Genomic DNA, 13143 nt, shown 5'->3' with positions numbered 1-13143 from the left:
GCCCGAGAGCAATCTGGAAACACCGCCACTGCCATGGCAACAGCAGCGTGTCAGGGTTGGCTGACGTCCTTCTTCTCAGCACCACCAAAAGCCAGGTGGCTATGCAAAAGCGCAGTGATCGGCTTTACATGCTCGCGTAATGCACTGTGCAGGTGGCGAATCGCTGGCGAGAACTGTTTGCGATGCGGGCATATCAGGTTTAACGGTGCCGCTTCGCCAGGATGTTGCGGTAACAGTACTTCCAGCCTGCCAGCCAGCACATCCTCGCTGATATCAATCCATGACTTATAGACGATCCCCATCCCGTCTATCGCCCAGCGTCGGGCCACATCCGCGTCATCACACAACAAGCGGCTTTTAACCATCAGTTGGTGGCGCATACCGTTTTCCGGAAAGCTCCATTTGTCGTACACCTGACTGTTCATGGTGAATAACAAACAAGGGTGGTTAACCACTTCATCCAGCGTTTTGGGGCGGCCGTTACGCGCCAGGTACTCTGGCGATGCCGCCAGAACACGCCGGTTATCCTCCGCCAACGGCAGCGCCACATAGCTGCTGTTGTCCAGCACGCCGTAACGAATGGCAATATCAACCGGATCACGAAAAACATCGCTGATTTGATCGGAAAGCGACAGCCGTAACGAGACGAGCGGGTGTTGCTGGCAAAAGCGGGTGATCAGCGGCAACAGCACATTGCGGCCAAGGTCCGACGGCATGGCGACACGCAGTTCACCTTTGATCTCGTTATCGCCGCTGTGCAGGCTTTCGGCACCGGCATGCACCACTTCCAGCATCTCCTGAGCGTAGGGCAGGTATTTTTCACCTTCCGCCGTGAGCCGCAGACTGCGCGTGGAACGGACGAACAGGCGTTTATCCAGATCCCGTTCCAGTCGCTGTACAGCAGCGCTCACCTGTCCTGGCAGCAACCCGGCTTCCCGCGCCGCATTCGAAAAACTTCCCAGTGCCGCCGAGCGGACAAACAGCGTGACATCTTCCAGCCGGATCATGCTCTCTCCACGATGATATACAGATGCGTAACGTCTCTGTTGTGCCAGAAAAAAGCGCGCTGGCAAACTTCATTTTCACTCGTCGAGTGAAAGTGCTGACGCTTTTCAGCGATTTATCTCGTTATCTTTTGCGTTTATTCTCCAACAATCCCCGTTATCTGATTGTTATTTATGCCAGGAGAAACACGATGACCCTTGATGATGCTGTGCTAACCCGCCATACGGTAAAAGCTTTCGAAGCTGGCCAGACGCTGCCGCAGGAGAAAATCGACACCCTGCTTAACGTGCTGCGCAATAGCCCCTCTTCGGTGAACTCCCAGCCGTGGCACTTTGTGGTGGCCTCCACCCCGGAAGGGCGTGAAGCCATGGCAAAAGCGACAGGCGGCGCGTTTGTCTATAACGAACCTAAAGTCCTGAATGCGTCCCACGTTATAGCCCTGTGTATGCGCAGCGATCTTGACGATGCACATCTGCAAAAGGTACTTGAGCAGGAGCAAAAAGATGGCCGCTTTGTGGCGGAAGGCGCAAAAGCGGGCCAGGATAAGGGCCGTCGTTCCTACGTGGATATGCACCGCTTTGAACTGCGCGACATCCCCCAGTGGATGGAGAAACAGGTTTACCTGGCATTAGGCGGCCTGCTGCTGGGCGCGGCAATGCTGAATATTGACGCGACGCCGATGGAAGGTTTTGATGCGCGTGTGCTGGATCATGCGCTGGGTCTGCGTGAAAAAGGGCTGACCAGTGTCGTTCTGGTGTCGCTCGGCGTGCGCAGCGAGAATGATTTCAACGCTGCGCTGCCCAAGTCCCGCCTGCCGCGTGACGAGATCTTTACCTTTATCTAAAACCTGCCAGCCCGGTTCGCCGGGCTGCGTGTTAAATCGTCGCTTTTTCCGCATGCATGCCCGGAACGAGGATCACTTTGCGGCACTCTTCAGTATGTTTATCAAAAATGTCGTACCCGCGAGCGGCCTCTTCCAGCGGCAGATGGTGCGTGACGATCTCCTCAGGTTTCAAATGGCCGGACTCGATCAGCGGTAACAAGTCTGGCAGATAGGCATGTACATGCGTCTGGCCCATTTTGAAGGTCAGCCCCTTATCAAACGCATCGCCAAACATGAAAGCATGTATAAACCCTGCGTAAACGCCAGGCACGCTGACAATCCCGCCCCGGCGTGTTGCCGCAATCGCCTGACGGAGCACTTTCCCGCTGCTCCCTTCGATTTTCAGTGTACTGAGCACCGTTTCGGTGGTGCTGCCTTTGGCTTCAAACCCCACGGCATCAATCACGGCATCCACGCCACGATGACCCGCTGTGTTTTCGATTATCCATGCGGCTGGGTCGTCATTTTTATCAAAGTTAATCGGTGTCACACCATAGCGATCGCGGGCAAATGCCAGCCGGTAATCGCTGTCATCAATCATAAAAATTTGCTCCGCCCCTTCCAGCCGCGCACAGGCCGCAGTCAGCAAGCCAACCGGACCCGCGCCATAAATCGCCACGCTGGAGCCGGGTTTAACCTCGGCGTTTTTAACCGCCTGCCACGCAGTCGGCAGAATATCGGAGAGAAACAGCACCTTCTCGTCTGCCAGCGTATCCGGGACTTTAAACGGCCCGGTGTTGGCTTTCGGCACCCGTACATATTCCGCCTGACCGCCGGGAATACCGCCGTACAGATCGCTGTAGCCAAACAGTGCAGCAGGCGGGGTAATGCCTTTGCGGTTTAACGCCGCGCCTTTGCCGGTATTGGTTTGCTCGCAGGCAGAATATTGGTGAAGTTTACAAAAGAAACACTCACCGCAGGCAATCACAAAAGGGATCACCACCCGGTCGCCTTTACTGACCGCATGCACACCCGGCCCGGTTTCCACCACTTCCCCCATAAACTCATGGCCAAAAATATCGCCATGGTGGGTGCCAGGTATTTTCCCGTGATAAAGATGCAGATCGGAACCGCAAATTGCCGTTGCGGTTACCCGGAGAATAATATCGTCTGAAGATTCAATAACCGGATCGGGGCGGTTATCAACGCTGACTTTATGCGCGCCATGATAAGTAAGTGCTCTCATATATCCTGTTCCTCTTAACGTTCAGACAGAATTGATAAGCATAGGCCAGACCAGAGAGGAGAAATAAAATAAGCATTAATTCTTATTCGGAGCGAAGCGGTGGTACGGGTAAATTACCGTACCGCTTATTCAGAGATGTCATGATTAATTAGCGCTGCTGTTGTAAAACTATTTGGCGATATATTTTTCACAGCGGATATTCTTGCTGCTGCATTCCTGAATGTCTGCAAGATGAATATTCTCAGCGCCCGATGCGTTATTTACACCAAATGACACGCCACATGATGACCAGGAGCGACTTCACGAAGCGCAGGGATGGCAACGCAGCACTGCGCGGTCGCCCGCGGGCAGCGGGATGAAAAACGGCAACCGGACGGAGGATGTGAGGGATCGGGGATCTCCCCCTGCACGACAGCGACAGGTTCACTTTCCGGATCAAGCGTCGGTACCGCCGCCAGTAACGCTTGTGTGTAAGGGTGCAGCGGCTGGCTGAACAAGGCATCGCGACTGGCGGTTTCGACCAGTTGCCCGAGATACATCACCGCCACGTCATCACACAGGTGCTCCACCACGCCAAGATCGTGCGAGATAAACAAAAACGTTACGCCATGGTCATCACGCAGGTCGGCAAACAGGTTGATGATCTGTGCCTGAATGGAGACATCCAGCGCTGAAATCGGCTCGTCGGCAATAATAAAGTCGGGGTTCAGGATCAGCGCACGGGCAATGCCAATACGCTGACGCTGGCCGCCTGAAAACTCATGCGGAAAACGATGATAATGCTGTGGCGACAGGCCGCAAATGCGCATGACCTCCAGCACTTTATCGTACAGCTCTGCCCGAGTGCACAGCTTATGCTCCAGCATCGCCTCCCCAATCGCATCCCCCACGCGGATGCGCGGGTTCAGGGAACTGTACGGATCCTGAAACACCAGCTGGATTTTCGGTCGCAGCGCGCGCAACTGCTTTGCGGTTAAATCGTGTAACGCCTGCCCGCGATACTTCACACTGCCTGCCGTTTTGTCATAGAGCCCAAGCAAAGTGCGACCGACGGTGGTTTTACCGCTGCCGGACTCGCCCACCAGTCCAAAAATCGTTCCCTGGCGGATCTTAAAACTCACGCCATCAACGGCCCGGAGTTGCCCGGTTTGCTGACCGAACACCCCGTCACGCAGCGGGAAGTGCTTCTTCAGCCCTTCGACTTCAATCACATACTCGTGGCTCATGTGGCCTTCTCCGCTAATTCACTGTAAATGCAGGCAGCCTGACGCGCCTGGCCGATAAGCGGCGGGATGCCGGCACGGCACTGCGCAGTCGCCCGTTCACAGCGGTCATAGAATGCACAATAGGGCGGCAGTTCCGCCAGGTCCGGCACCTGGCCTGGAATCGAGTAAAGCCGGCGTCGCCGTTCACCCGGTACCGGTCGTGAGGCAATCAACCCTCTGGTGTAGGGATGCAGAGGATGACGCAGCACATCGGCAGTTGGCCCCTGTTCCACAATGCGCCCGGCATACATCACCACCACATGCCCGGTCATCTGGGCTATCACCCCCAGGTCGTGAGTGATCAGCATTAACGCCATCTTCTGCGCCCGCGCCTGGTCGCGCAGCAAGCGTAAGATTTGCGCCTGTACGGTCACGTCCAGTGCCGTGGTTGGCTCATCGGCAATTAACAGTTTCGGCTGGCAACTGAGCGCCATGGCGATCATGATGCGCTGCAACATACCGCCAGACAGCTGGTGCGGGTAGCTGCTCATCAGGCTGTCGGCGCGCGCCAGCCCAACATTGCTGATCAGTTGAGTCGCGTGCGCCCAGGCAGCTTTGGGCGACTCGCCCCGGTGGCGAATCAGCGGCTCGCAAAGTTGTTCGCCAATGGTCAGCACCGGGTTGAGTGCGCTCATTGGCTCCTGAAAAATCATCGCCAGCTGGTTGCCGCGCAGATCCGCCATCTGCGAGGGTTTTAAACGCAGCAGATCGACGCCCTGATAAAGGATTTGCCCACCGTCGATGCGTGCCGCTTGCGCGGGCAGCAGCCCCATCAGCGCCATGGCAGTCACGCTTTTGCCACAGCCCGACTCCCCAACGACCCCAATGGTCTGCCCGGCATGAATAGCGAAAGAAACATCCTGCACCGCCCGTACGCGCCCGTGCTCGCCAGCAAAAGAGAGGGAGAGTTGGTTAAAAGAGATTAACGGTTCGCTCATTTACGGCTCCGTGTCATCTTTGGATCCAGCGCATCGCGCAGGCCATCGCCCAGTACGTTAATGGCAACGACGGTGATGAAAATGGCGATGCCAGGCGGCATCCACAACCACGGGCGGCGCTGGAAGTCGATGAGGCTGTTGGCGGCATCCATCATATTGCCCCACGAGGGTGTTGGCGGCACCACGCCAAGTCCGAGATAGCTAAGCGCGGACTCGCTCAGAATGGCATTAGCAACCGCCATCGTGGCCATCACCACCAGGATCGGCACGGTATTCGGCAACAGGTGACCAAACAGGCGGCGGCGAGAGGAGAGGCCCAACACCTGGGTGGCCAGCATAAAATCACGCTCGCGCAGTGACAGGATTTGCCCGCGAACCAGCCGCGCCAGTTTCGGCCACTCCAGCAGACTGAGCATGATAACCACCATGTAAATACGTGAGTCCGGCGAGAAATCCAGCTCCGACAACATCGCACCCGCCACAATCAACAATGGCAAACTGGGGATAGTCATCACCAAATCCGCGAGCCGCATAATCAGTTTATCGGTCCAGCCCCCCGCATAACCGGACACCGCCCCCAGCAGGTAGCCAAGGGCGACGGATAACAACATTGTCAGCAGGCCAATAATCAGCGAAATACGCCCGGCCAGCAGCAGACGCGTATACACATCCCGCCCGAGAAAATCGGTGCCCAGCCAGTGCTCCGCACCCGGAGGTTTATTGATCATCAGCGCGTCGGTGGCATCGTCTTTCCACGGCGACCACACAGGCCCCAGCACACACCATACCGCCATGACAATCAACACGATCAGACACAGCATCGCCAGCCGGTTGGCCCGCAAGGCTTTCCATGCCTGACGCCACGGCGATGGCGTGACCTGCGCCAGCGCAGGGATCCCGGCGTGACGCAAACGACGGTTGGTAGAAAACAGAGAACTGAGCATCACGACCTCACCCGAATTCGCGGGTCGGCCCACGCGTAGAGCACATCAGCAATCAGGTTGCCGAGAATGGTTAACACGGCCAGAAAAAGGGTAAAACCCATTAATACCGGGTAATCGCGGGCCGCCAGCGAATCAATGTGAATATGCCCCGCGCCCGGCCAGTTAAACACTTTTTCGGTGATGATCGCGCCAGAAAACAGCCCCGGCAGCTCAAAACCCAGCAGGGTGATAATCGGCAATAGCGCATTGCGCAACGCGTGTTTCAGGATCACCGTACGCTCCCGCAAGCCTTTGGCACGCGCCGTGCGGATAAAATCCATCTTCACCACATCCAGCATGCTGGCCCGGAAGTAGCGCGTCAGGCTTCCCGCCTGCAACATCACCAGCGCCAGTACCGGCAGCACCAGATGCGCCGCCACCTGCACCACCCACGCCCAACCGCTATCGTCACTGCCGGTATTGGTCATGCCACCCACCGGTAGCCAGTGAAGGTCAACAGCAAACCACTTGATCAGCAGCAGGCAAAGGAAAAAGGTCGGAAACGACATGGCGGCAAACACCATCACGCTCACCATATGGTCAAACAGGGAATTTGGCCGCATGGCCGATGCAATCCCTACCGCCAGGCCAATGCCCCAGTAAAACACCAGCGCCACGCTCGCCAGCAGGAATGAGTTCCAGATGTACTGATGAAGCAGATGGCTAACGGGGATTTGGTATTGCAACGAGAAGCCTAAATCGCCGCGCAACAACTGGCCAAGCCAGTGCAGATAACGGGTCAGCAACGGCTGATCGAGGCCGTAAATGGCTTTCAGTTCTGCCGCACGGGCCGCGGTAAGGGTGATATTGCCATCAATAAAATCGCCGGGGGTTTTGGCGAATAACATAAAGATGATCAACGAGGCAAACAGCAGCATCGGCAGGGTTTGCAGCAGTCGCCTCAGGATAAAATTTCTCATGGCGTTCTCATACCAGCCGCCGAATCATGCCAGCGGCTGGGTGTCGATGACGTTACTTAACGATTTTGACGTCCGGCAGGCTGCCGGTCAGACCGTTATAAATATCCGGTTTAAAGCCGGTGACGCGGGCGCTGCTTGCCGAGAGGATCTGGCGATAACCGAGGAAAATCACCGGCGGATCGTCTGCCAGCACTTTGTAAAGCTGGTGGTAGATCGGCTTGCGTTTTTCCACATCCAGCACCGCATTGCCTTCGTTGATAAGCTTGTCTACCTGCGGGTTGTTATAACCCGACTCTTTGGCTTCGGTACTGTAGAAATCCCACACGCCATCATGTGGATCGTTCAGCGTACTGGTACTGAACGTCGCCAGGTCATAATTACCCGCTTTGCGCTGCGCCATCAGCGCATTGAAGTCCACGACCTGTGGTTTCAGCAGCACGCCAATCTGTTTCCAGTTCTCTTTGGCGATGGGGATCAGCGCATCGTTCAGCACTTTTTTGCTCGCCAGCAGCGTCAGCTCCAGCCGTTTGCCCTCTTTCACGCGGATGCCATCTGGCCCCGGTTTCCAGCCTGCTTCATCGAGCAGTTTCTTCGCCTGTGCCGGATCGAATTTATAGGGGTTTACGCCTTCGGCGTTATAGGCCCAGGAGATAGGTGCAATCGGCTCAATAGCGACTTTGCCATACCCCTGGTACACCACGTCGATCAGCTTCTGGCGGTCGAGGCCGTAAATCAGCGCCTGACGCACTTTCACATCCTGCAAGGCCGGGCGACGAACATTAAACTCCACCTGGCTGTAATCGCTGGAACCAAACAGGTTGATATTGGCGAAACCGAGCAGTTGCAGCTGTTCAATATCGTCCGGGCGGGAAGTAAAGGAGTCGTAATCCGTCTCACCCGTCTGGAACAGCTGGAAGTTAGTCGACGGATTGGTCACACGGTAGATAAAGCGCGGCGTGGGCGGTGTGCCACGGTAAAAATGCGTATTGGCGTGGAAGCGGATCTCCTGGCCAGGAATGTATTTCTCGTAGACGTATGGGCCGTTGCCCAGCGGTTTGCCGTGCAGTGTACGCAGGTAATCAAGGTTGCCACGCTGGTACTCTTTGCCGTAATACGCTTTCGACAGCACCGGCCCGCCGATTTTTGCCAGCGTGGTGGCACCTGGCTGAGTGGTGGTGACTTGCAGGGTTAATGGGTCGATCACTTTCAGGCCGCTGACGCTGTCTGCTTTTCCGGCTTTGTACTCGGCACCACCGGCAATATTAGCGAGCGTGATATCGGTGTCGCCGTCATATTTCGGGTCATATAACACGGTCAGGGTAAATGCGACGTCTTCTGCCGTTAGCGGCGAACCATCGCTGAAGGTCAGGTTCGGGCGCAGCTTAATGGTATAGACCTTACTGTCCGGGCTGACAGTCCAGCTTTCCGCCAGGCCCGGCACCAGCTTGCCCTCGCTGTCCCAGTCAATAAGGCGCGAGAAAATAACGTTGGTGACGTTCTCGTCCCAGCCGTTAACGAAGAAATAAGGGTTAAAAATCCCCTGGGGTTCAGAGATACCCGCGACAACCGTGTCTTTACGCAGTTTTGCCGTTGCAGGCACCTGGCTTGCGTCAGTGGCCGGGGTGATCCCCTCTTTCAGGGGTTCTGCGGCAGTGCTTACGGAAGAGAATGTCATTACACCGCTAAGCAGCGCGATTTGCAGAGCAAGAGTGAAGCGCGTGGGTTTTGTTTTTAAGCTATTCAGTAACCTGGCCAAAATTGCTCCCTTATCAACGATGAGATGAATTTACAAATCATGACGAAAGATAAGAGCCGCGCCATACCCTGTCTAACAACGAAAAAGTATGGCTTATAGCAATACGTCCTTAGCAAACTTATGACAATACAATGCCATATATCGTCTAAGCGGCATTTTTTGTGGCTTACAAGCCGACCTGCGTAAGCGGATGCTGCCGGGGAAGGATGAGACTAATAAGAATATCGCTATGTAAGGAATATCAGGAAGGAACGGTTATCGCCGGAGATAACCGTTTTGGAGTGGCAGTAATTATATTGTTGCGCCGTTAACCCTATACCACGGTTTTTGGCCCGGGCAGTTATGGATGCTCCACTCCCGAACCGGTTCCAGTTCTTTGCGGCCGGACTCATGCACAACGATTTTGTAGACTTTTAAATACCGTTCCGCCAGGTGAGAAGTGTCTGGGCGTTCTACCTTAACGTAATAATAGGCGCCCGGCTCCGGTTGAAAGGTGACATAGCGTTCATTCACTCGCGCCTGGTTCGTCAGGATCCCACCGCTGCCATCCCGGCCGGCATACAGAATGCGCACGCTGATAAATTTTTCCGCGCTGACCCAGTATTCATCACGGTTTTGTGACATGCCGGCGACGTAAGGAACACCAATTCTTTTGTGGTCGCCTGTCATTGAGCCGGAACCAATAAGCCCGTTTTTATTAGAGTAGAGGTTAATGCAGCGGTCTGTTTCCGGGTAAATACGCGCCTGGGTATTCGCAAGGTCAAATGCCACGCCCACGCGATTCTGACCGGTATAATCTTTGATACTCTGGTTATATTCTTTAAACATATTGTAAGTTGAGCATCCGCTGAGTAACAGCGCGCCCGCTAATGCCACCATTGCTTTCATTTTTAAAACTCCTTTTAAAAACAAAATGATGTGATGGGATAAGAACAAACTCAATACGGACAGGGAAAAGACAAAGTTGTCGCTGGCGTTGCATTTAGAGCGGGATTATATGCCAGGAGTTTGAGGTAAGACTTAACCGTGAGAAATAAGCCTCCGTGCCCAATAATTTACTGCTCATAGCGTTAATGCCATGAGCAGTGGCAATGAATGATCACTCGCTGTGTAGTGTGTTATCAGTTTAGCGGAGTCAGAGCACTCAGTTTAACAAACCCACGTTTGTGGCTCAGATGCCCTTTTTCAGCTTCGTCGTAAACTGCAACATAGATCCACGTCTTATCAACGGTTCTGATTTTAGCCAGCGTTTCATTACTGCTAACCGACGCAACATCAGACGCTGTTTCACTGGCATCGCTTTTCAGGGAGAACATCTTTTCCCCCTCTTTCAGCTGATATAACACAAGATAAGGCGTACCTGATCCACAGCCGCCAAAATCCTGAGCGATCATATCGTCTGCGTTTTTTGCAGTATCATCCGGCTGGAATGACAGCAGATCGGCTTTATAGTTATCTGCGTTGCACTCCATATAGTTAATCACCGCAGGTACTTTCATCGTACCGGGTTGGTTAACGTACCACTCTTTAAACGTAAAGAAATTATCCGGGATATTCTTAAAGTTCTTTTTGATAAATGCGATCTTCTGCGCTTCACTGCCCTTAACCGTAATATCAATTATTTTGTTATCTTTCTTTTTATTACCCAGGGCAAAATAGCGAAACGCTAACTCTGGCGTATTGACCGTTGCATCAGCATTCCAGTTCGGTTGCCAGTAAGCCTGGAGTACACCGTTTTTTATTTCCTCCGTCGCCATCGCGCGAAGAGAGAACACAGCGAGAAAAAGAAAGAACATCAAGCTGGCGTATTTTTTCATTTTTTGCAATCCACATAGCATGAGGTGATTAAGTACATAAACAAGCAATTTGGTAAGTCGTGACGACTAACCACACGATAATCATAACATTATTAACCTACGATTGAATTTTAATTGTAGATATATATTTCAATTGAGTGTTAAGTGTCCATTTCACCAAAAAAACGCTTCGTATCCATCGACCAGTATATTGTTATACTTCTCACCATCATCATCTTTTATAAGAATAGAAAAAACCATATTTAGATTTGATATTTTTAATATAAAAATCTTACCTTTTAATAAGGATTATAAACTATCTGTTTGCTCACCAACATCATAGGATTCTTCTTTCTCTGTATATATTGACCAGAAAACTATGTTCTTACCATTTTCCTTTTTCCTCTAATAAACCTTTTAAAACATATATATTGGCTCAATATTTAATACTAGTGCTATACAATGAGGTTCGGAACAATCCCTGCATATAGTAAAGCCAACTTTCACCGTTGTTTTAACATAATTAAACCTATTTTTTTATTTACTCTCCGATTGGAATATCTTCTCCTTTCTCGCCATTTCTAAAAATCCATAACTGCTCATTTTTTGTCGAAATAAATATCATAAATCTTGATTTCTACTTTGAATCACCACGGATAATCTAGATACTTCCGAGCCATTGATAATATTGATGTTCATATACCGCCGCTGACATCCGAGCATTGGAGACATGCCGACGCTTACTGTTATAAACATTACGATGTAATCTAAAATATCTACCAAAGATCCTTCCCCCATTCCGCAGAATTTTTTCTTGACCCGTTCACGATTCAGTAACTGGAAAAACCTTTCCCTTCCACGTTGTCAAGACAGTTACCAAGACGGCTCAAGCTACCTATGCGTTTAACGACACCGGTGATCTGTCAGTAATTTAGTTTGAGGACATGCACTCTGGATAATCATGACAGCTAATAATTTGAATCCAGCCAATTTACAGTGACCGTTTTTTTAGTTTTTAGATCAATGAACTCGATGGTTTCTCTGAAGAAAGTGCGTCAACAACATCATTAGTAGTTACGATCAAATAATGAGTAATACCTTCATTGATATGCACATCGGCACTCTGCTCATTAAACCATTTTAAATATGATGAATTTTCAACAAGATAAATACCTTTAAGCATGTTACCCTGCTGCTCATCTTGCATTTTTAGTAAGTCTCCTTCATCTGTTAATCGAAAAGAATGGACCCAATCGAAAGATAGTTTTAATTTCATGTTCCCATCATCGTTACTCAAGGTTAACTCAAGAGAACCGGAATAATATCGGAAGTCATTTAATGAACTAGTCTGGAAATTAAAATCATATAAAGGGAAACTTATCAATCTTTCACTCATTTACTGTTACTCTCCATATCTAAATTTGATTTTTTCCTAATTGAATTTCAAGGTTCGGCCTTCCATCCGTGCTACGATCTCGCACGATAACAGTTCTTCCATCAGATAATTTATCAACCCTTCCGCCCGGAATTTCTTTGATATCACTTGGTGATAAAGCATCAAACTCCTTGTAAGCTGAACTGCTGCCTCCGGTACGTTCAAAAATTCTGGAATGCCCAGCGGTTTCCTGACTTTTAGATGATGTTGAAGTCAAATCATCAACGGTTCTGATTTCAGCCAGCGTTTCATTACTGCTAACCGACGCAACATCAGACGCTGTTTCACTGGCATCGCTTTTCAGGAATAATGTCTTTTCCCCCTCTTTCAGCTGATATAACACAAGATAAGGCGTACCTGATCCACAGCCGCCAAAATCCTGAGTCATCATATCGTCCGCGTTTTTTGCAGTATCATCCGGCTGGAATGACAGCAGATCGGCTTTATAGTTATCTGCGTTGCATTCCATATAGTTAATCACTGCGGGTACTTTCATCGTACCGTTATCCACAATAACGATCATCTTGCTGAATTAAGGGTTCCAGTTCTTTTTCCCATATGCATTTTTGATATAACTGCCATTCATTAGGATCATTCCGACTATTCAGAAGATTACGAACAGCATGAATGGCGGTATTAAAATCAGAGCTACTTAATTCCGTAAAGCTAATCTGATCTAAAACTAGCATTTCCATTACAATATCATGTATGTGGCTATATTTCCCTACTAATGCTTCATCAAGTAATGTTTCTAAAGCATCAGATTCAGTCCTGTTTAAGGTTGTATGTAAATTCTTATCTTGGGGATAGCCTATAAAAAAAGTAGCACCCATACCTTACCTCATTATAACTATTTTAGCTTGTTGTGATTTAGGTAATGCTTTGACGAAATCAGTAAATACTTTTTGATTCACTGAATTCAACACACTGAAATCAACAGGAACAATATCGGCTTCATTTAAATGATCAATTATCT

The 13143-nt window shown here is 50.9% G+C and carries 14 protein-coding genes and 1 pseudogene; 1 reads left to right on the top strand and 14 read right to left on the bottom strand.

Annotated elements, in window-relative coordinates:
- Positions 1 to 50: 50 nt before the first annotated feature.
- Entirely contained in the window at positions 51 to 1007 is a 957-nt protein-coding gene (locus ACUY4S_RS00285) for a LysR family transcriptional regulator (protein ID WP_312692761.1), read from the bottom strand.
- Between the two features lie 188 nt (positions 1008 to 1195).
- On the opposite strand from ACUY4S_RS00285, the gene nfsB reads away from it, so the two are divergent.
- Positions 1196 to 1849: an oxygen-insensitive NAD(P)H nitroreductase gene (gene nfsB / locus ACUY4S_RS00280; protein WP_458023508.1), complete on the top strand. Its 654-nt coding sequence runs from the start codon at positions 1196 to 1198 to the stop codon at positions 1847 to 1849.
- A 31-nt stretch (positions 1850 to 1880) separates the two neighbouring features.
- Here the strand turns inward: nfsB and ACUY4S_RS00275 are convergent, their stop codons facing one another.
- From ACUY4S_RS00275 to ACUY4S_RS00215, 13 genes and pseudogenes are all read right to left on the bottom strand, one after another.
- Positions 1881 to 3074 (bottom strand): zinc-dependent alcohol dehydrogenase, encoded by a 1194-nt coding sequence (locus tag ACUY4S_RS00275; RefSeq protein ID WP_312692759.1) that lies wholly within the window; start codon positions 3072 to 3074, stop codon positions 1881 to 1883.
- A 260-nt stretch (positions 3075 to 3334) separates the two neighbouring features.
- Positions 3335 to 4300, bottom strand: coding sequence for an ABC transporter ATP-binding protein (locus ACUY4S_RS00270; protein ID WP_458023502.1), 966 nt, complete (start codon positions 4298 to 4300; stop codon positions 3335 to 3337).
- Positions 4297 to 5277, bottom strand: coding sequence for an ABC transporter ATP-binding protein (locus tag ACUY4S_RS00265; RefSeq protein WP_458023503.1), 981 nt, complete (start codon positions 5275 to 5277; stop codon positions 4297 to 4299). The genes ACUY4S_RS00270 and ACUY4S_RS00265 overlap by 4 nt, the downstream gene beginning before the upstream one ends.
- Positions 5274 to 6221 carry an oligopeptide ABC transporter permease gene (opp4C, locus tag ACUY4S_RS00260; protein WP_458023509.1) on the bottom strand — a complete coding sequence of 316 codons (948 nt, stop codon included), beginning with the start codon at positions 6219 to 6221 and terminating at the stop codon, positions 5274 to 5276. The genes ACUY4S_RS00265 and opp4C overlap by 4 nt, the downstream gene beginning before the upstream one ends.
- Entirely contained in the window at positions 6221 to 7180 is a 960-nt protein-coding gene (locus ACUY4S_RS00255) for an ABC transporter permease (RefSeq protein WP_458023504.1), read from the bottom strand. The genes opp4C and ACUY4S_RS00255 overlap by 1 nt, the downstream gene beginning before the upstream one ends.
- A 52-nt stretch (positions 7181 to 7232) precedes the next feature.
- Positions 7233 to 8936, bottom strand: coding sequence for an ABC transporter substrate-binding protein (locus tag ACUY4S_RS00250; protein WP_458023505.1), 1704 nt, complete (start codon positions 8934 to 8936; stop codon positions 7233 to 7235).
- A gap of 291 nt (positions 8937 to 9227) precedes the next feature.
- Positions 9228 to 9824 (bottom strand): hypothetical protein, encoded by a 597-nt coding sequence (locus ACUY4S_RS00245; protein WP_458023506.1) that lies wholly within the window; start codon positions 9822 to 9824, stop codon positions 9228 to 9230.
- A 233-nt stretch (positions 9825 to 10057) separates the two neighbouring features.
- Positions 10058 to 10753: a hypothetical protein gene (locus tag ACUY4S_RS00240; protein WP_458023507.1), complete on the bottom strand. Its 696-nt coding sequence runs from the start codon at positions 10751 to 10753 to the stop codon at positions 10058 to 10060.
- Between the two features lie 640 nt (positions 10754 to 11393).
- Positions 11394 to 11628, bottom strand: a pseudogene (locus ACUY4S_RS00235) (IS3 family transposase); the annotation flags it as partial.
- A gap of 119 nt (positions 11629 to 11747) precedes the next feature.
- Positions 11748 to 12128, bottom strand: coding sequence for a hypothetical protein (locus ACUY4S_RS00230; RefSeq protein WP_458023073.1), 381 nt, complete (start codon positions 12126 to 12128; stop codon positions 11748 to 11750).
- Positions 12129 to 12147: 19 nt separating this feature from the next.
- Positions 12148 to 12663 carry a hypothetical protein gene (locus ACUY4S_RS00225; RefSeq protein WP_458023072.1) on the bottom strand — a complete coding sequence of 172 codons (516 nt, stop codon included), beginning with the start codon at positions 12661 to 12663 and terminating at the stop codon, positions 12148 to 12150.
- A gap of 7 nt (positions 12664 to 12670) precedes the next feature.
- Positions 12671 to 13000 carry a hypothetical protein gene (locus ACUY4S_RS00220; RefSeq protein ID WP_458023071.1) on the bottom strand — a complete coding sequence of 110 codons (330 nt, stop codon included), beginning with the start codon at positions 12998 to 13000 and terminating at the stop codon, positions 12671 to 12673.
- A 3-nt stretch (positions 13001 to 13003) separates the two neighbouring features.
- On the bottom strand, positions 13004 to 13114 hold the full coding sequence (locus ACUY4S_RS00215; protein WP_458024276.1) for a hypothetical protein: 111 nt from the start codon (positions 13112 to 13114) through the stop codon (positions 13004 to 13006).
- Positions 13115 to 13143 lie beyond the last annotated feature (29 nt).

This window comes from Kosakonia beeri (assembly GCF_054165705.1).
Note: the sequence above shows the minus strand (reverse complement) of the source record. Positions and strands in the feature narration are given on the sequence as shown.